This is a genomic window from Sporomusa intestinalis, assembly GCF_055383785.1.
Window position 1 is genome coordinate 129,475 of record NZ_AP042390.1, and the last position, 19,774, is coordinate 149,248.

Sequence of the window (19,774 nt, forward strand, 5' to 3'; positions counted from 1 at the left end):
GTAGCCACGGAGGAATTTTCATGGATGAAATCGAAATACATACCCCGGAAATAAATATAGATCAACTGCTGAAATGGGCAGGTATCATTGATAATGGTGCTCACATCAAACCTTTTATTGAGAACCGGATGATTACTCTTAACGGTACTATTGTCACTGAACGCCGCAAAAAAGTTCGGCCTGGGGACATCATTGCTATTAATGATATTGGCAGTTGGAGGATAGTTACAGGTGAGGTATGAGAGTAAATCGGCTTTTACTGCGTAATTTCCGTAATTATGTAAACATAAATATTGATTTTACGGCAAATGTTAATATCTTTGTCGGGAAAAATGCCCAGGGAAAAACTAATTTATTAGAGGCTTTGTATTTTTCAGCAATGGGCCGTTCTCACCGTACCAATACGGATCAGGAATTAATTCGCTGGGAACAGTCTGCCGCTGCCATTGAGGTTTTTTTTACCAGGCAGGATATGGAAAACTCTTTGAAAATAAAGCTTATAACCGCCCAAAATAAGGAGATACTATACAATAGTTACCCCTTACCGGCACGAGAGCTGGTCGGCTCACTCAATGCCATACTATTTTCGCCAGAAGATTTGTTGCTAATAAAAGGAGCGCCGGCTTTACGTCGGCGCTTTTTGGATAATGAGATTTCTCAGGCCAACCCGGCATACTATCGGCAGCTATTAAGTTATAACCGGATACTTGGTCAGCGGAATAACCTGCTAAAAAAAATCCGCGAAGGAAAAGCAAGCAGTGATATGCTCTATCCTTGGGATGAACAATTAGCCTGCGCCGCTGCCGTTATCATCAAAAAACGCTTGGAATCAGTTAAAAAGCTGACAATGCTGGCTAATCTCCATCACCGCAAAATTACTGCCAGCCGTGAAAACTTAACAGTGGCTTATTTTTTAAATGGCTCAGACCAGGATAAAACTAAAGATTTAAGCGGCTGGTATCATGAACAGCTAAGTCGTCAGCGTAAGCAGGATATTATCAGCGGGAGCACGGCTATTGGCCCCCACCGGGATGATTTGATTTTTTCAGTCAATGGCAAAAATATGCGTAACTTCGGTTCTCAGGGGCAACAACGCACAGGCGTATTAGCTCTAAAACTAGCCGAATTAGAGTTTATAAAATCAGAAACAGGAGAATATCCTATCCTATTATTGGATGATGTCATGAGCGAACTTGACGCCGGGCGCCGTTCTGAGTTACTCTTATTTATCAGGGAACGTGTTCAGACCTTTATCACTGCTGCTGATGAACAATATTTTTCTGAAGCAAAACTAGGAAAATTTTACCGGGTTGCAGGCGGTACAGTAACGGAGTGATAGCATTGTTTAGGCTTAAAGATGTATTACCGGCTACGCTTAAATCAATGGGACTGACCAAAAAATATAATGCCCAGTCGGTAATTGTCCATTGGCAGGAGATTGTGGGTGAAGAAATATCCAGCCACTCCTGGCCGATTTCGGTGGAACGGAACATACTGTTTTTGGCTGTTAATAATTCTGTATGGAGTCATCATTTAATGATGCTTAAACCGGAAATTGTGGACAAAATTAATAAATTTTTAAATGAAAAACTAATTTTTGATATTAGATTTCAGGCAGGAGATTTAAAAAAATACCAGAATCAACAAGACGATGGGGAAAATATTACTATTTTACAGCCAATAAAACTTACTACTGATGAATTAGCCGATATTTGGAAAAAAACAGATATTATTCAGGACCAAAGTCTCCGGAAAAAATGTTATTATATATTAGTCAAGCAGACCGCCATTACTAAAGCAAAACAAAAAGCAGGCTGGAAGGCTTGTAAAAACTGTAGTGTCTTATTGCCTCCAGCCCAGGATTTTTGTACAGCCTGTAGTATTGAACGTAAACAGGAAAAAAACCGGTCGCTCATTCAACTGTTAAAAGAGGCTCCCTGGCTTAGTTATCACGATACCTGCCAGTTTGTTGCCTGCAGTCCGCGGGAGTTTCATACCGCGAAAAAAGGGTTGGTGCATAAACTAATCCGGGCCTTGTTTGCACCAGGCTGGGACAAGCTGAATGAGGCTGTCTTAGTTATGTTGATGACAGGCATTACACCAGATCGGATAAATCAAAGCACAATTGATACAGTAATTGGAAAAATTAAAGTGCGACTTGCGGAAAAAGTCAGGAGGAAAAAATATGTTTCTGCACCTGGGCGCTGATACAGCTATTCCTTTACGTAATGTAATTGCTATTTTTGATTTAAAGATATCCAGCTCAACTGCGACAGAACAATATCTAAAAAAGATCAGATCTATGAATAAAGTTATTGATATATCTGATAATAGTGCAAAAAGTTTTATTATAACCGACCAAATTGTGTATCTTTCAGCTATATCATCACAAACACTTAAAAAAAGAGCTGGTCATTTACCGGTCGGAGATGAGGAATACGGGGGTTAAATATTATGGCAGATATGAATGATACAACAGTTAACGGCAATTACGGTGCTCAGCAGATTCAAGTCCTGGAAGGCCTAGAAGCCGTTCGTAAACGCCCTGGCATGTATATCGGCAGTACATCGTCCAAGGGGCTTCACCATTTGGTGTACGAGGTAGTCGATAATAGTATCGATGAAGCCTTAGCGGGATTTTGCAACAGGGTTGAGGTAACCATACATAAGGATAATAGTATTACCGTTACTGACAATGGCCGTGGTATTCCGGTTGATATGCACGAAACCGGCAGACCGGCTGTTGAAGTTGTGCTTACCATATTGCATGCCGGCGGCAAGTTCGGCGGCGAAGGCTATAAAGTTTCCGGGGGGCTCCACGGTGTTGGCGTGTCGGTAGTAAATGCACTGTCAGAGTGGATGGACGTGGAAGTAAAAAGAGATGGAAAAATCCATTTTATCCGTTTTGAACGGGGAATTACTGTACAGGACCTTACAATCATCGGTGAAACCAGCGAGACTGGTACTAAAGTTTGCTTCAAACCTGACAGGGAGATTTTTGAGGAAACCGAATATAGTTTCGAAACACTAAAAAATCGTTTACGGGAACTGGCTTTTCTTAACAGAACATTGACTATCACCCTGGCCGATGAAAGGACTGAAGTCAAGAAAGAGTTTTATTATGAGGGCGGGATCACCTCTTTCGTCGAGCATTTAAATAAAAGCCGCGATATTGTGCATAAACCAATTTACTTAAATGGCGCAAAAGACACTACCCTGGCGGAGATTGCTATTCAATACAACGACGGCTATGTTGAGAGTATCTATTCTTTTGTCAATAATATAAATACTCAGGAAGGTGGAACCCATTTAAGCGGCTTTAAAATTGCCCTGACCAGGACAATTAATGATTTTGCCCGTAAATTCAATGTTCTTAAGGATAACGACGAAAATCTCAGTGGGGAAGATGTCCGTGAGGGTTTGACAGCTGTTATCAGCGTAAAGATTCAGGAGCCGCAGTTTGAGGGACAAACCAAGACTAAGCTGGGCAATAGTGAAGTCAGAGGGATTATTGACAGTATTGTATCGGAAGGTCTCAATGAGTTTTTTGAGGAAAACCCGGCTGTGACCAAAAAAATTATTGAAAAATCGGTTACCGCTTCCCGGGCCCGTGAGGCTGCCCGGAAAGCGCGTGAATTAACCAGGCGTAAAAGTGCGCTTGAATCAAGTTCATTACCTGGAAAACTGGCTGATTGCTCAATTAAAGATCCTGATCAAACAGAGATCTATCTGGTGGAAGGTGACAGCGCCGGCGGCTCGGCCAAACAGGGACGGGACCGGCGGTTCCAGGCTATTCTGCCATTACGGGGAAAAATCCTGAATGTAGAAAAAGCACGGATGGATAAAATCCTTAACAATGAAGAAATCAGGGCGATGATTACCGCCTTTGGCAATGGCATTGGTGAAGAATTTGACATTGAAAAGCGACGCTATGGTAAAATTATTATTATGACAGACGCTGATGTTGACGGCTCACATATTCGTACTTTATTGTTGACCTTCTTCTATCGCCATATGCAGCCATTAATCCAAAGCGGGCATGTATACATTGCCCAGCCGCCACTATATCTCGTCAAAAAGGGACGGGAAAGCTGGTATCTTTACAGTGATGCCGAAATGGATAATTTGCTGGCCCGAATTGGCCGGGACGGTATTAATGTGCAGCGATACAAAGGGTTAGGTGAGATGAATCCTGAGCAATTATGGGAAACAACTATGAATCCTGAGACCAGAACTATTCTCAGAGTTGACCTTGATGATGCCATTGCTGCCGATGAAATTTTTTCAGTACTTATGGGTGATAAAGTAGAACCGCGAAGAAGATTTATTGAGGACAATGCCAGTAAAGTGAGAAATCTGGATATCTAAGGCCGTGAAAAAAGAAGCTGTACCGGTTAAGTACAGCTTCTTTTCCATCTGGCCTGTTAGTCAATTTTGCTGGCAGTACATTCATATAACAGTTTTTTAGCCTGGCGGGAGGCCCATTTGATTTCATTGGCGGTTACGGCCACATCAAGTAAAGGGTGGAGATAGTGACTGCCTGTCAGTGTTGCCTGCCACCGTTCAATTGCCTGGGTAAGCTTTTCCCAGTAATCTTCCCTTATTTCCTCCGGTACGGCTGGTTGCCTGTCAATAATGATAGATCGTAACTTGCTATTGACTCTGGTTATCGTAATACAGCCACTTGCCAGTATCTCCAGAATTTCTTGAAATTCCGGTCTAACTGGCTGCAGTCCTGATTGCAGCCGCCGGTCAAATCGTGCCGGCAGAAGTTCGTATATCCTGTCAGCCTTGCCGATCAGGGATTGATTATAATCAATAAATTTTTCGGTAACACTAAACCAGTTTGGCTGTCCCGCTTTACCGGCAGGTAATAAATCACCTTCACGGCTTAGAAATTCCAGCAAATTACGGGTTTCTTTGTTAAGTTTATGAACAAAATCTTTTTTTTCCGGGTATGGTGACGGTTTAGTATTGTCCAGTTTTACATAATCCTGAATAGCCTGGCAAAAATATAAAACAGCCTCTTTATTAGTTTGTTCCAGTTTTTCTTTAAATTGTTGTTGGTAGCGGGGCGGCCACAAAACAATATTTATAACCATAGCTACACTTAAGCCGACAAATATCACCGATGACCTGGCAAGGGCATGGGGAATAAATTGTTCGGCGCTGGAGCTTAAGACAAATAATGCGGCAATAATTCCCATAGTTATACTGCTTTGAAAGTTAAATTTAATATGTAAAGCTATTAGCAATATGGTTATGAAACCCATAACCATTGGATTGCCTCCGATCAGGTAACCAAAGATGAGGCCGGTTGTTACTCCCAGAATGTGTACCAGGATTTGATCCTGAGCTGTTTTTACCGACAGAAAAATAGAGGGCTGCATATTAATAACGGCAGAGACAGCGCCAAAAAAAGCAGGCTCAAGCTTGAGCAGTTTGCAAATATACATAGTAATTGTTACAGCAATTCCTGTTTTTATAATACGGGCGCCAATTTTCATATTACTACCTTCTTTTTCAGTTGTTTTGCCAATAACATGATTATACTGTATGTTGCCTTCAAATATAAGAATTTTTTATAACCGCAGCGAGTTTAATTTGTAAAATTTCATGGAACTGGGATAATTTTTATAGCCAGGTACTAATTCTAGGTATTATATGTTAATTTATTGTGGTATAATAATTTCACTGCTAGGTAATAGAAATAGGAAGCATGAAATGAGGAGGCCCGTTTTGTGAAAGAAATAGCTGTAGGAATTTTAGGGATAGGCTCATATGTTCCAGAAAAAATTATTACCAATTTTGATTTAGAAAAAACCATTGATACCTCAGATCAATGGATTGTCGAACGAACCGGGATACGGGAGCGCCATGTTGTGTCTGGAGGGCAGGCAACATCAGATTTAGCCACTAAGGCGGCCGAAAAGGCACTAGCAGATGCCGGGATTAGCGCCGAGGAGATTGATTTAATTATTGTTGGCACTGTTACTCCTGATATGCAGTTCCCATCGGTTGCCTGCTTAGTACAAAACAATATTAAAGCAAATCATGCTGCTGCTTTTGATCTTACGGCAGTATGCTCAGGTTTTGTGTACGGACTTGCCACAGGCAGCTCTTTTATTAAAACAGGCACTTATAAAAAGGTTTTAGTTATTGGTGCCGAAGCCTTATCGACAATTACCGACTGGTCGGACCGTAATACGGCCATCCTGTTTGGCGATGGCGCCGGGGCTGTTGTTTTAGGTGAGACAGAGCCAGGAAGCGGAATCCTTGGCATCGATTTGGGCGCAGATGGCAATGGCGGCAACCTATTGTGCGTTCCCGCTGGTGGCTCGCGTCTGCCGGCCACAGAGGAAACAATCTCCCAAAGACTCCATTATACTCAAATGGATGGTAATGAGGTTTTTAAATTTGCGATTAAAGTAATGGGGGAAACGGTAAATAAAGCGCTGAACAATGCCGGGCTTACGGCAAAAGATGTTACTTGTCTTGTACCACATCAGGCGAACATGAGAATTATCCAGTCAGCAGCCAAGCGATTAGGCTTGCCTATGGATAAGGTTATTGTCAATCTCGACAAATACGGCAATACATCGGCGGCATCCATCCCGCTTGCACTGGACGAAGGCATTAAAAGCGGCCGCATAAAGAACGGGGATGTCATCGCTTTAGTTGGTTTTGGCGGAGGGTTAACATGGGGCGCCACAATTATTAAATGGTTCAAATCCTGATACAGGCAATAAATCCCGCTGGCTTGTCCAGCGGGATTTTACTTATCTACAGCGGGATTTATTTTATATCAATAACTTTACCCTGAGTGATTGTTACTAATTGCTGGGGTGTAAGGCAAAATACAGCAAATGGCGTACCGGCAGCTGCCCAAACCTCGCTATATTGGAACAGATCCGTGTCAATAAAACAGGTAAGCCTGTTTATATGTCCGACCGGTGGAATGCCACCAATGGCAAAGCCGGTCGTTTCCTGAACATAATTGGCATCTGGGCGGGATACAGCTTCTCCCAGATATTCTTTCATCTTTTTTTCATTAATACGATTATTGCCGCTAGCAACAATCAGCACAGGCTCACCGCTGGTTTTCCCCCGGAAAATCATAGATTTAACGATTTGCCCTACTTCACAGCCAATCGTATTGGCGGCTTCAACACAGGTCCGGGTAGAATCCCGCATTGTTACTACTTTAAGTTCAAGGCCGTATTTATTGAGCTCTGCCTGAATTTTTGCCGCGCTTTTTCCTAATATTTCTGACATGATCGCTTCCTCCTGGCTGAACAATAATTAGTTTATGTATTATTATACAATATTTGTCACAGATGTGAAGTGTTTTTAGCATTTGCCTGAAAGAGGGCATATAATACAGCAACATAATGTTCCAGGAAAGGGAGCGGTAGAATGACTGACAGAAAAACAGATAAATTTCAGGGTTGTTGTCAGCTCAATTTTAATATATTGCCTGTCAATAGACCGGCCGCCGTAGATGCCGGTTTCTGGGTTCAGGCTACAGCCAGTGGTGAAATATGTGGTTATGATTGCGGCGGCAGTATTTCCATTTCGGCCGAAGGACTTATTCCCTTAGGGGTATATACTGTCTGGTTTGAGACTGACCGGGGCTTGCGCCCCGCAGCCCCCACTGATGCCGTATATACAGCTGACGGCTTTGATCCTAACAGATTGGTGGTTAATAGTGACGGAATACTTAACTATTATGTGGCACCGCTAAATTTTAATCCGTTTAGAGGTATACCTGTGCAAGGAAGCAAAAGTACGGCGATTATTTATGGGGTCGTTATTGGTTTTAACAGTTACCGGATTACCAATGGCACTGTTCCCGGCGAATTTAACGTCAATTTTTTTGAACAGCTGCGGGCCGATGTTAATTTTAGAACAGCAAGCAATCCTGCTCAGGAGAACGGTGAGCAGGATTAATAAAGAATTGTGACCGGGGTGCCGACAGAGATCATTCTTGACAGCTCTAACGCATCCTGGTTGTACATACGGATACAGCCCTTTGAGACCGCCCCGCCAATGGACGAGGGATTATTAGTGCCATGGATGCCATAATGGGGCTGATTTAACCCCATCCATATGGCGCCAAACGGACCGCCGGGATTGGAGACTTTGCTTACAATAAGAAAATTACCTGTTGGAGTAGCGGTAGATACTTTGCCGACGCCAACAGGATAGGTTTTGATTATTCTGCCATCTTTAATCAGCGTTAAGGTCCGCCGTGACAGAGAAATCTTAATTAAATTAGCCAATTAGATCACCTCCGTTACTATAATATGCCGTCATTGACAGATGTGCAGCGATAAAAAGCTACAGTACCACTACGGAGGTGCTTATGTTGTAAAGAATAAGATGTGAACTTTTTAACATGTGCAGAAGATAAATAGAAGGAATTTACTGAAATTTCTAGAATTAAAAAATTTAGATGGTATTATTTAGTAGTTAATATTTTGGAAGGGAGTGACTTATAAAAATGGCGCAATTACTAAAATGGTCACAGGGAATTAATGGCAAGCTGGCACTCTGTCTATTTTTTACAGGCATAGCTCCTTTGCTAGGAATCCTGCTGTTGATGGGAATCCTGTCTCCGGTTAAGTTTCAGGCAATTATTAATACATATATTATTGTTATGGCTGCGATTTTGTTACTATGGACACTGTTTATTACCAGATTAATAGCCAACCCAGTGCATGAATTACTGGCAAGTTTAAAAGAAATGGCCGCAGGTGGCGGGGATTTAAGCAAAAAACTATACATTCAATCCCATGACGAGATTGGTCAATTGGCCCATACGACGAATAATGTAATGGGAAAAATTTCGGATTTGGTAGGTGAAATTACTCAGGTCAGCGGCAAAGTATCAGCAGCAAGTAAATATTTATCCGAATATACGACCCAAACCACAGAAGCTATGCGGCAAACTACGGAAAATATGGGTGAAATTGCTGCCGGGGCTTGCCGTCAGGTACAGGATATAGAACAATGTAGCCAGTCTGCAACTCATGCCAGCGTACAAGTGCAGGATACAAACCGTCTGGCCGCCCAGACCGTTGAGCTGGCTAAAGCAGCAAATACGAGCGCCATAGAGGGTGTCAGCCAGGTTAAAGAAGCGATTATTACCATGACCGGGGTTAAGAATCAGATGGATATCTCTGCTAAAGCCATCCATGGGCTGGCAGAAAGGATGAATCAGATTGGACAGATTGTGGAGGTAATTACGGCGATTGCGGCTCAGACTAATCTTTTGGCGCTGAATGCCGCCATTGAAGCGGCCAGAGCAGGTGAACAAGGGCGGGGGTTTGCCGTGGTTGCCGATGAAGTAAGGAACTTGGCAGAAAGCTCACGCCAGTCAGCGGAAGAAATAACCAGCCTGGTACTGGGAGTACGCCAGGAGACTATTGATACAGTGACAGCGATTGAGGATGCTCTTAATAAGGCTAATAAGGGAGCAGAAATGGCCGGCGGTTCTGAAGCTGCCTTAAACCGTATTATCACGATTAGCCGGCAATTAAATGAACAAGTTACCTTTATGGCTGAAAATACGGCTGGAGTAGCAACTGATATTGAGAATATTGCTGTGAATATTAGTGAAGTTACGACAATTGCCCGCCAATTTTCCGGTGCCAGTCAGGAAATAAATGCTGCCAGCGAAGAGGTTTTTGCAACAATCGAGAAAATTGCGGCATCAGCGCATGAGCTTGATGGTATGGCCCAAAGTATGGAGGAAATGACAGCTCAGTTTATAGCTATTGATGAGACTACCAAAAAAAGAATTAAAGATAAAATGGACAAAGCCCGGGCATTATTAATGCAGCATGGAATTATAGCCATTAATAATAATCAAATGTCTGCCGGCAATGTAGTCATAAATAATAATGATCCGCTTGTTGACGAGATTGCGCAGAAGGTCGGCGCTTCTTTTACTGTTTTCCAGGGCAATACCCGGATCGCTACAACCGTAACGACAAAATCAGGCCGCCGGGCTACTGGGACAACCGCGGCTAAATATATTGAAAAGGCAGTACTTGAGCGGGATACCGAATATATTGGCCGGGCTACGGTAATGCGGCAGTGGTGCATCGTCAACTATGAGCCACTCAAAGACAGGCAGGGAAATATTATCGGCATGTTATTTGTGGGGGAAAAGTTAAAAAATTAGCAATAAATAAAAATAAAAAAGCAGTTGATGCAGATTTGTAAGCATTAACTGCTTTTTTTTATTAAGACAGGCCCAATTTTTTTGCGAAGGTAATAAATTAGTAAAAAGCAGGTTCTGCTCCAATATGACATAACATAGAATAAAATATTAAAATTTAGAATATTAACCTGGATTTCCATCTCATAAATACAAAAAAGGAGGCATGGAACATGGCCTATGATTTTGAAAAATTAATCAAACAAGACCGGGATGACCATAAACAATACAAATTTGAGGGCACGTTGCTGGATTATCTGACAATCCTTAAAGACAATCCCGGCGTAGCGGTACTGGCTCATCAGCGAATGTACGAATTGCTTATAAAATCAGGTGTTGCTACAATCCAAACAGAAGAGAACCCGCGGTTAAAGAGAATTTATGGTAATGATACCCTAAAGCGTTACAGTTTTTTTCAGAATAAATTCTTTGGTATTGATAAAAGCATTATGAAAATTATGCGCTATTTCCATTCGGCGGCAATGAAAGGGGAAGAATCCCGCCAGGTTTTATATCTGGTCGGCCCGGTTGGTGCCGGGAAATCGTCGATTATGGAAGCTTTAAAACAGGCGCTGGAAATGAGCCCGCCGATCTATATTCTTAAAGACTGCCCAATGCGGGAAGAGCCGCTTCATCTAATACCGAAACACCTAAGACCGCAGTTTGAAGAAATGCTGGGAATCAGAATTGAAGGGGACTTATGCCCTAGCTGCCGCTACCGGCTTAAAAATGAATATCAGGGCGAGTTTGAGAGATTCCCGGTGACGACATCTGAATTCTCTATTCGTTCGCGCAAAGGAATCGGCGTTGTGCCGCCGGTCGATCCTAATAATCAGGATACATCCGTTCTGTCCGGGTCTGTTGATATATCAAAACTTGATCTTTATCCTGAGGATGACCCGCGGGTATTGTCTCTTAACGGCGCTTTTAACGTAGGGAACAGAGGGGTTGTAGAATTTATCGAGGTATTTAAAAATGATGTGGAATACCTTCACACCATGATTACCGCTACGCAGGAAAAATCAATTCCCTCTCCCGGTAAAGGCGCAATGATCTATTTTGACGGCATTATTCTGGCCCATTCCAACGAAGCGGAATGGAACAAATTTAAATCCGATCATACCAACGAAGCGATTCTTGACCGGATTGTCAAAGTGGAAGTTCCCTATTGCCTGGAACTTGATGAAGAAGTTAAGATATACCGCAAGGTATTAAAAAATAGCAGTTTTAATGCTCATATTGCTCCGCATACGATTGAGGTCGCATCAATGTTTGCTATTCTTACCCGGCTGGCACCCTCTGCCAAGGTTGACGCGTTTACTAAATTAAAAATCTATAATGGTGATGAGATCGTTGAAAAGGGATCGACCAAAAAGATTGATATATTTGAACTGCGGGACGAGGCACCACGTGAAGGTATGTCTGGTATCTCCACCCGCTTTATCATGAAAGCTCTTGATACTACCTTGTCAGAATCAGAGTTTAATTGTATTAATCCGATTGCCGTCATTGAGACGATGGTTAAAGCCACAAAAGAACTAGCGATTGCCGATGACGAAAAGAAAAAATACCTTGGCTTTCTGCAGGACACCGTTAAAAAAGAATACAATAAAATTCTGGAAAAAGAAGTAACCAAAGCCTTTATCCATGGCTACCGGGAACAAGCGGAGAGCCTGTTCAACAATTATCTTGATCATGCCGAAGCTTATGTTAATGCAACTAAACTAAAAGATAAAAGCACCGGGGAAGAGCTTGAACCTGACGTTAAATTTTTACAATCCATAGAAGAACAGATTGGAATTACCGGCACAGCCGCCCAAGGCTTTAGACAGGATGTTACTTCCTATATGTTTTCCGTGATGCGGGGGGGCGGAAAAATTAAATATGAAAGCTATGAACCCCTGAAAGAAGCCATTGAAAAGAAGCTGACAGCTTCCGTGAAGGAACTTTCCCGCATTATTACCCAATCCAGGGTGCGGGATAAAGAGCAGGACAGCAAATTCAATGCTATGGTCGAAGCCATGCAAGACAACGGTTATTGCCCGCATTGCTGCAATGTTATCTTAAAATATGCCGCTAATAATCTGTGGAAGGACTAATGGGTAGCGGAGGTGACCTATGGCAATTTTTAAAGAAGGACGTACCGGCCAGTCAGACCGCTCTCAATATGATCGCAAGCGTCATCGGGAACTGGTGGAGGATGCTATTAAGCGGAATATGGGTGAAATTATTGCCGATGAAAGTATCATTGGCCAAAGCAAAAATAAGAAAATCAAAATACCGGTTAGAGGCATCAAAGAATACCAGTTTATCTATGGAAAAAACAATGGCGGAACAGCCACGGGCACAGGCGAAGAACAGCGTGGGCAGGTGATTGGCCGCAGTAATAACCAGCAGGAAAAAGGGATGGGGCAGGCTGGCAGTGAACAGGGTGAGGACATCTATGAGATTGAAATCACCATGGATGAAATCATTAACTACATGTTTGAGGATATTAAACTGCCTGATCTTGAGCGGAAAAAATTTGCCTTGCAGGAGTCTGAATATAAATTTAAAAAAGCAGGTTATCAGCGCAAAGGGATTCCGCCGCGTTTGGCTAAAAAGCGCACAATAGTAGAAAAACTCAAACGCCAGCAAGGCCTTATTCGGGAAAAAGTATTTATAAAATCTGATGTAGAGGATAACTCCCCGCAGCGGGCGCGAGTGCCTTTTCGTGAAGATGACTTGCGTTACTTCCGGGTTAAGGAAGATGTTCGGCGGCACTCGAATGCGGTGGTTTTTTGTATCATGGATGTTTCCGGCTCCATGGACCAGAGCAAGAAATATTTGGCCCGCAGTTTCTATTTTTTGTTGTACCAATTTTTGCGGTGGAAATATGAGCAGGTGGAAGTCGTATTCATTGCCCATACCACCGAGGCCAAAGAAGTAAACGAAAGGGAGTTTTTTCATCACGGTGAATCCGGTGGCACCATGATATCGAGTGGCTATGCAAAGGCGCTTGATATTATTGAACAGCGTTACAATCCTACCATTTGGAATATCTATTGTTTTCATTGTACAGACGGCGATAACTGGACAGAAGATAATCCAAGAACGATTGACAGAGCAAGGGAGTTGGCTGGCGTCAGTAATTTATTTGGCTATGTGGAGATACTTGCCAATTACGGTTATGGAGCAACGATTCGCCGCGAATTAGAACAAAAAGTCAAGGATGAAAATTTTATTATTGTCTCTATGGGCAGCAAAGATGATATCTGGCCGGCTTTTAAAAGGGTGCTGGAAAAGGAAACAGAAACCGGGTCAGCAACCGGAGGTGAATTGTAATGCCGGCAGAATATACAATCAGTGAGCTGCAAAACTGGAATGACCAAATTGAAAGATTGATTAAAGACAATAACCTTGATTGCTATGAGCAGCAATTTGAAATTTGCAGCTATGAGGATATGTTATGTTATGAAGCCTATGTCGGTATGCCTTCCCATTATCCCCACTGGAGTTTTGGTAAAACCTATGAACGGCAAAAAACCTTTTACAGCTATAATCTGACCGGTTTGCCTTATGAAATGGTAATTAATTCCGATCCTTGCCTTGCCTATTTAATGCGGGAAAACACGTTGCTTTTGCAGATATTGACGATTGCCCATGTATACGGGCATAATGACTTTTTTAAAAATAACCGTCTATTTAAACAAAACACCCGGGCGGAACTGACTGTTGAAATGTTCAAAAGTCATGCCGGCAGGGTACGGGACTATATTGCCGATCCCAGTATCGGACCCAAAAAAGTGGAGCGCATTCTTGATGCTGCTCATGCACTCCGATTTCAGGTTAGGAGAACAGGCGAGGGAAAACTGCCCAGCAGAACTGAGCTGGCGCAGGAGACGCCGGATAAGATTCCTGAGCGGTTAAAGTGTGATTTGCTGGGCTATTTAAGTGAACGCGGTAAACTGGCCTATTGGGAGAAGGATCTAATTAATATAGTCAGAGAGGAGACCTTCTATTTTCTGCCCCAGATGGAAACGAAAATAATGAATGAAGGCTGGGCGAGTTACTGGCATTATCTGCTGCTCAATCAAATGAAGCTGGCCCAGGGACTGCACTTTGAATTTCTACAGCGTCATAATATGGTTATCAGGCCATTTGAAGGCAGTATTAACCCCTATTTTATCGGCTTTAAAATCTTTGAATATCTTGATAAAACTGTTGGTCGGGAAAAAATATTTGAGATACGTGCGCAAGAGCGCGACCAGTCCTTTGTGCGGCGGTATTTAAACAGGCAGTTGTGCGAAGAGTTGTTTTTATTTAATTATAAGGTGCGAGGCGTTGACATTATCGTGTCTGAGATAGCTGATGAAGAGGGCTGGCAAGCGATTAGAGATGAATTAGCAAATTCAGTGGGGCTGGGCATGGTGCCGGAAATAAATCCTCAAGGTGTTGAAAATGGAGTATTGATCCTTGAGCATGTTTATGACGGGCGGGAATTAGAAATGAATTATGCTAAAGAGACGGTAAAATATATCGCTGATTTATGGGGCGGTAAGGTGGATTTAAAGACTAAGCTGAATAACCGGGATAAGGTTATCCGGTGTACTGACGATAAAATTGTATCTGTCTGGGATTTGTAAATAAAACAAACGCCCCCTTGCCAGCAGGCAATTTGCCTTAAGCAAGGGGGCATTTGTTATGATATGTATTCCCGGGCTGCTTCTTCACCGGTAAGAACCCGGTAAGCGCCTTCGGCCAGAGCCTGTAATTCATTTTCACCAGGCATAACAGTAACAGGTGCAATAAAACCGATATACTCTTTAAGCTTGTTTGTCAGCTGCTCCGAGTAGGCAATACCGCCTGTCAGAATAATATGGTCGACTTTACCACAGACCGGTACGGCCGCCGCCGCAATACTTTTGGCGATGGTATAAATCATAGCCTGATAGATAAGTGTTGCCTGCTTATCACCGGCAGCCGCGCGGTGTTCAACCTCGCGTACATCATTAGTACCCAGATAAGCTACCAGGCCGCCTTGGCCGGCTAATAACCTGGCGATAGCTTGCTGGTCCAGCTTTTCCTTAATAACTTTGGCCGCAAGTTGTCCGGCCGGCAGCGTTCCGGCCCGTTCCGGTGAAAAAGGCCCTTCGCCATCAAGGGCATTATTCACATCGAGAACTTCCCCAAACGCATGGCAGCCTACCGAAATTCCGCCGCCAAGATGGGCCACAATCAGATTGAGGCTGTCATAGGGACGATTTATGCTTTTGGCAAAACGTTTGGCAGCAGCTTTTTGGTTAAGGGCATGAAAAATACTTTTGCGGCTTATTTCAGGCCGGCCGGTAATACGGGCTACAGGTGCCAGTTCGTCAACAACCACGGGATCGACAATATAGCCGGGGCAGCCGCCCTGCCGGGCAATAAAGTCGGCCAGGATAGCACCAAGATTGCTGGCATGGGCTCCGTAACGGTTTTGTTTCAAATCCGCCAGCATACAGTCGTTAATCTGATAAGTACCGCTTACCATTGGTTTTAGCAGGCCGCCCCGGCCAACCACCGCTGCAAAATCCGCAGGACTAACATTTTGACTGGCTAAAAAAGAATTTATATTTTCCAGACGAAACTGTATCTGATCGGCAATACTGGAAAATCGGGCAATGTCTGTGGCGTTATGGCTGATATTCTGGACAAAAAATTCTTTGGTGTCATGGTATAAGCCAATCTTAGTCGAAGTTGATCCCGGATTAATTGTCAAAATTTGATACGTCATAATGACCTCCTAATCGCATCCATGTTATATCCTTATTGTAGTCTTAAAGCTATAGTTTGTTAAGCACAATAAAGGAAATAAAAATACCTGGTTAAACCAGGCGTATAATCCCCAGAATAATTAAAATTGCGCCAGGAACATAAGGAACCCGTTTTCTTAGATCATCGGAAAATAAGCGGGCGGCAGCACTAATTCCCACAGCAATCAGCAACATTTGAATAAAAGCCATGACTGCCGGAGTATAGAGGGGGAGCGGATTAATCAGGGCAGCGGCAAAAGTTGCAACCAAATTGTCAATACCCAGGGCTAAGCCGAGCAGTATAGCTTCAGCTGGGCTGATAGAACGGGAACAATCAATATCAGCGGTCTCTGGATCACTCATAATACTGATAACGATACGCCCGATACGGAGTTTTAGGGACGGAGTTTCCGTTAAGGATTTCTGCAGTGCGGTTTTTTTAGCAATATATTCCTGGAATATGTTCCAGGCGCCAATAGCAATTAAAAGCAATGATCCGCCAGTGACAGCCACTGCGGTATTAACAAATGACCCTAAGTAATAAGCAAGGGTGATGGCAGTACTGGTGAAAAGCGCAGTGATCACACCGATCACCGCCAATGATTTTGCCGGCATTTTTATTGATTTTATGCCGTAAGCTACGCCGGCGGCAAAAGCGTCGATACTGACAGCGAAGCCAAGCAGTAGTACATAAAAGATGCTCATAAAGTATATGCCTCCTGTTGTATTTTAAAAACGGTTTTCTTTTTCACGTTTAGTATATGGAATACAGGGAACAGCGGTTACAAGTCCATGGCCATGAGATACTTTTTATTGGCTGTAATGATTTTTGCAGGATTTTTTTGCATATGTGGGGAAAATATAGTAAGATGTCGAGTATTGAGGTGGTTTTGTGGAAGATGGTTTAGATTTAGGTTTAGGTAAAGTATTGCCTATCAACATTGAAGACGAAATGAAAAATTCATATATCGATTATGCGATGAGTGTAATTGTTATGAGGGCATTGCCTGATGTGCGTGATGGCCTTAAACCTGTTCACCGGCGAATACTTTATGCTATGCATGAAGCTGGTATGGCTGCTAATAAGCCATATAAAAAATCAGCGCGTATTGTCGGTGAAGTTTTGGGTAAATATCATCCTCATGGTGATTCTTCGGTATATGATGCCATTGTTAGAATGGCGCAAAATTTCTCTACCCGCTATATGCAGGTTGACGGTCATGGTAATTTTGGTTCTGTTGATGGTGATTCGGCGGCAGCCATGCGTTATACTGAGGTGCGCATGTCGCGGATTGCGGAAGAAATGCTGGCTGATATCGAAAAAGATACGGTTGATTTTGTTCCCAACTATGATGAATCATTAAAAGAGCCGTCAGTACTGCCGGCAAAAGTTCCTAACCTGTTGATTAACGGTTCATCCGGTATCGCTGTTGGCATGGCAACTAACATTCCCCCCCACAACCTGGGAGAAGTGGTTGATGGTCTGGTCATGATGATTGATAATCCGGCAGTGACTATCAATGAAATCATGATGGCGATAAAAGGTCCTGATTTTCCTACGGGAGCGTTAATCCTTGGCCGTGAAGGCATTCGCCAGGCATATACCACTGGTCGGGGCAGTGTGAAAATCCGGGCCCAGGCCAGAATTGAAAATATGTCCAGTGGTAAACAGCGTATTTTAGTCACTGAATTGCCTTATCAGGTTAACAAGGCCAGAATGATTGAAAATATTGCCGGGCTTGTTCGCGACAAGACTATAGAGGGCATTACCGATCTCCGGGATGAAAGCGACCGGAAGGGAATGCGGGTGGTCATTGAGCTGAGGCGTGACGCCAATGCAGATGTAGTTTTAAATCAGCTTTATAAACACACGCAAATGCAGGATACCTTTGGGGTTAATATGCTGGCCCTTGTTAACGGCCGCCCCAAGGTATTAAATTTGTTGGAAGTTCTCCAACATTACATTGATCATCAAAAAAATGTCATTGTGCGCAGGACAAAGTTTGAGCTGGATAAAGCCCGGGCCCGGGCTCACATTTTAGAAGGCTTAAAAATTGCATTGGATCATTTGGATGCGGTTATTAAGACGATCAGACAGTCGCAAACCCCGGAAATTGCTAAAAATGCTTTAATAGATGCGTTTGACCTCAGTGAGAAGCAGTCCCAGGCTATTTTAGATATGCGTCTCCAGCGCTTAACCGGCCTTGAACGTGAAAAAATTGAGAACGAATACAAGGATATTCTGGAGACTATCGAATGGCTGGAAGCTGTACTGGCTGACGAGGGTAAGGTAATGAATATCATTAAAGAAGAGTTGCTGGATGTCAAAAAGCGGTTTGCCGATGAACGGCGTACCGTAATTACCAGTGACGTATCTAAGATGGATATGGAAGACCTTATTGCCGAAGAGGATATTGTAATTACTCTGACTCATCAGGGGTATATAAAACGTCTGCCTGTTGATACCTACCGCAGCCAGCGGCGGGGCGGCAAGGGTGTAACCGGGATGGGAACCAAAGAAGAGGATTTTGTTGAACATCTCTTTGTGGCGACAACCCATCATAATCTCCTGTTTTTCACCACCAGAGGCCGAATGTACAGGCTTAAAGGATATGAGGTACCGGAGGCTGGGCGAACAGCTAAAGGCACTGCCATTGTTAATCTGCTACAGGTAGAAAAAGATGAAAAAATTACGGCTGTTATTCCACTTAAAGAATTCAGCGCCAAAAGATACTTATTTATGGCTACCCAAAAAGGTATTGTCAAAAAATCAGAATTAATGGAGTTTGATACTGCCCGTAAAGGTGGTTTGATCGCAATATCCCTGGATGAAGATGACGACTTAATTGGTGTCAAACTCACCAATGGTGAGCATGATATCATCATGGGTACCAGGGATGGTAAGGCTATTGTCTTCCACGAATCGGATGTACGGGTCATGGGCCGGACAGCTCATGGGGTTCGCGGTATTAACCTTGAGGCCGGTGATCAGGTCATTGGCATGGAGGTAGTGAAAAAAGACGGCGAAGTATTGACAGTAACCTCTGAAGGGTATGGTAAGCGTACAGCTATTAGTGAATATCGGATAACAGGCCGCGGTGGCAAGGGTGTTATTAATATTAAACCAAATTCGGCCGAAAAAATTGGTCATGTTATCGGCATAAAGGTGGTTAAACCCGGACAGGAACTGATGCTGATAACCAGTGACGGTATTATTATCCGGATGGAGATTGATACAATATCGGTAACTAGCCGCAGCACCCAAGGTGTTAAAGTTATGCGTACAGATAAAGATGATCAGGTTGTGGCGTTAGCAGTTGTGGAAAAAAAAGCGAATAATGATTAATTCTCAACAGGCTGGTGCTGATGCACCAGCCTGGTTTATTTGTCATTTACAATGGTTCTGATTGTGGTAGATTCTTATAAACGCTATTGACATAAACAGGCCTAGCGTGCTAATATATTTAAGTCGATTCAATTATAAGGTAATAATAACCAAGTATGAATAATGGCAGGAAAATTTAATCAAAATAACGCTGTTGACACGTTCACGTAAACGTGATAACATATAAAAGCTGTCGCATTCAGCAGTAAGCAAGACAATAATGAATGCAAGCGTATTAACATGATGCGCACGTCGGTCCCGGGCAGAGCGTATCGTCCATGATACGCCCGTGATCCTAGCGCATCCATGCGCGTCGTTCCCTGAAAACTGAACAATGTAAAGAAATGCATCATTAAAAGCCAGATGTGCGGTGTGCTGCCATGCAGCACA

Annotated in this window: 17 protein-coding genes; 12 read left to right on the forward strand and 5 right to left on the reverse strand. The window is 43.1% G+C overall.

The genetic code is table 11. From position 1 onward, the window contains the following. Positions 1 to 20: 20 nt before the first annotated feature. From ACZ481_RS00685 to gyrB, 5 genes are read left to right on the forward strand one after another with little or no spacing between them, the layout of a single operon-like run. Positions 21 to 242 carry an RNA-binding S4 domain-containing protein gene (locus tag ACZ481_RS00685; RefSeq protein ID WP_464768291.1) on the forward strand — a complete coding sequence of 74 codons (222 nt, stop codon included), beginning with the start codon at positions 21 to 23 and terminating at the stop codon, positions 240 to 242. After that, positions 239 to 1,336, forward strand: a complete 1,098-nt coding sequence (recF, locus tag ACZ481_RS00690) for a DNA replication/repair protein RecF (RefSeq protein WP_464768292.1) — start codon at positions 239 to 241, stop codon at positions 1,334 to 1,336. Before ACZ481_RS00685 ends, recF begins: the two co-directional genes overlap by 4 nt. Next, a complete protein-coding gene (locus ACZ481_RS00695; protein WP_464768293.1) occupies positions 1,333 to 2,208 on the forward strand; it encodes a DciA family protein in 876 nt (291 codons plus the stop codon). Before recF ends, ACZ481_RS00695 begins: the two co-directional genes overlap by 4 nt. Beyond that, entirely contained in the window at positions 2,186 to 2,449 is a 264-nt protein-coding gene (gene remB, locus ACZ481_RS00700) for an extracellular matrix regulator RemB (protein WP_464768294.1), read from the forward strand. The genes ACZ481_RS00695 and remB overlap by 23 nt, the downstream gene beginning before the upstream one ends. 5 nt (positions 2,450 to 2,454) lie before the next feature. Further along, complete coding sequence (gene gyrB / locus ACZ481_RS00705) at positions 2,455 to 4,368, forward strand: DNA topoisomerase (ATP-hydrolyzing) subunit B (RefSeq protein WP_464768295.1); 1,914 nt, start codon at positions 2,455 to 2,457, stop codon at positions 4,366 to 4,368. Positions 4,369 to 4,424: 56 nt separating this feature from the next. On the opposite strand, the gene ACZ481_RS00710 is transcribed toward gyrB, so the two are convergent. Next, on the reverse strand, positions 4,425 to 5,507 hold the full coding sequence (locus tag ACZ481_RS00710) for an FUSC family protein (RefSeq protein WP_464768296.1): 1,083 nt from the start codon (positions 5,505 to 5,507) through the stop codon (positions 4,425 to 4,427). Positions 5,508 to 5,741: 234 nt separating this feature from the next. Here ACZ481_RS00710 and ACZ481_RS00715 point away from each other — a divergent pair, with 234 nt between their 5' ends. Next, the gene (locus ACZ481_RS00715) at positions 5,742 to 6,737 is read left to right on the forward strand and encodes a beta-ketoacyl-ACP synthase III (protein WP_464768297.1); all 996 of its coding nucleotides are present in this window, start codon (positions 5,742 to 5,744) and stop codon (positions 6,735 to 6,737) included. A 58-nt stretch (positions 6,738 to 6,795) separates the two neighbouring features. Here the strand turns inward: ACZ481_RS00715 and ACZ481_RS00720 are convergent, their stop codons facing one another. After that, positions 6,796 to 7,275 (reverse strand): YbaK/EbsC family protein, encoded by a 480-nt coding sequence (locus tag ACZ481_RS00720; RefSeq protein WP_464768298.1) that lies wholly within the window; start codon positions 7,273 to 7,275, stop codon positions 6,796 to 6,798. A gap of 141 nt (positions 7,276 to 7,416) precedes the next feature. Here ACZ481_RS00720 and ACZ481_RS00725 point away from each other — a divergent pair, with 141 nt between their 5' ends. Continuing rightward, positions 7,417 to 7,950 carry a hypothetical protein gene (locus ACZ481_RS00725; RefSeq protein WP_464768299.1) on the forward strand — a complete coding sequence of 178 codons (534 nt, stop codon included), beginning with the start codon at positions 7,417 to 7,419 and terminating at the stop codon, positions 7,948 to 7,950. Here the strand turns inward: ACZ481_RS00725 and ACZ481_RS00730 are convergent. Continuing rightward, positions 7,947 to 8,282 (reverse strand): L,D-transpeptidase, encoded by a 336-nt coding sequence (locus ACZ481_RS00730; protein WP_464768300.1) that lies wholly within the window; start codon positions 8,280 to 8,282, stop codon positions 7,947 to 7,949. The two genes, ACZ481_RS00725 and ACZ481_RS00730, sit on opposite strands and share 4 nt — an antisense overlap. 221 nt (positions 8,283 to 8,503) lie before the next feature. On the opposite strand from ACZ481_RS00730, the gene ACZ481_RS00735 reads away from it, so the two are divergent. The 4 genes from ACZ481_RS00735 to ACZ481_RS00750 all read left to right on the forward strand — a co-directional run bounded on the left by ACZ481_RS00735 (position 8,504) and on the right by ACZ481_RS00750 (position 14,850). Beyond that, positions 8,504 to 10,189: a methyl-accepting chemotaxis protein gene (locus ACZ481_RS00735; RefSeq protein WP_464768301.1), complete on the forward strand. Its 1,686-nt coding sequence runs from the start codon at positions 8,504 to 8,506 to the stop codon at positions 10,187 to 10,189. A 209-nt stretch (positions 10,190 to 10,398) separates the two neighbouring features. Next, entirely contained in the window at positions 10,399 to 12,324 is a 1,926-nt protein-coding gene (locus tag ACZ481_RS00740) for a serine protein kinase (protein WP_464768302.1), read from the forward strand. A 19-nt stretch (positions 12,325 to 12,343) separates the two neighbouring features. After that, on the forward strand, positions 12,344 to 13,549 hold the full coding sequence (locus ACZ481_RS00745) for a YeaH/YhbH family protein (RefSeq protein WP_464768303.1): 1,206 nt from the start codon (positions 12,344 to 12,346) through the stop codon (positions 13,547 to 13,549). Further along, complete coding sequence (locus tag ACZ481_RS00750; RefSeq protein WP_464768304.1) at positions 13,549 to 14,850, forward strand: SpoVR family protein; 1,302 nt, start codon at positions 13,549 to 13,551, stop codon at positions 14,848 to 14,850. Before ACZ481_RS00745 ends, ACZ481_RS00750 begins: the two co-directional genes overlap by 1 nt. A gap of 56 nt (positions 14,851 to 14,906) precedes the next feature. Here ACZ481_RS00750 and buk read toward each other — a convergent pair whose 3' ends face one another. Both buk and ytaF read right to left on the reverse strand, forming a co-directional pair. Next, on the reverse strand, positions 14,907 to 15,980 hold the full coding sequence (gene buk, locus ACZ481_RS00755; protein ID WP_464768305.1) for a butyrate kinase: 1,074 nt from the start codon (positions 15,978 to 15,980) through the stop codon (positions 14,907 to 14,909). A gap of 91 nt (positions 15,981 to 16,071) precedes the next feature. Beyond that, positions 16,072 to 16,704 (reverse strand): sporulation membrane protein YtaF, encoded by a 633-nt coding sequence (ytaF, locus tag ACZ481_RS00760; protein WP_464768306.1) that lies wholly within the window; start codon positions 16,702 to 16,704, stop codon positions 16,072 to 16,074. Between the two features lie 187 nt (positions 16,705 to 16,891). Between ytaF and gyrA the strand changes: the two genes are divergently transcribed. Continuing rightward, positions 16,892 to 19,345, forward strand: coding sequence for a DNA gyrase subunit A (gene gyrA / locus ACZ481_RS00765; RefSeq protein ID WP_464768307.1), 2,454 nt, complete (start codon positions 16,892 to 16,894; stop codon positions 19,343 to 19,345). The last annotated feature ends 429 nt before the right edge of the window (positions 19,346 to 19,774 follow it).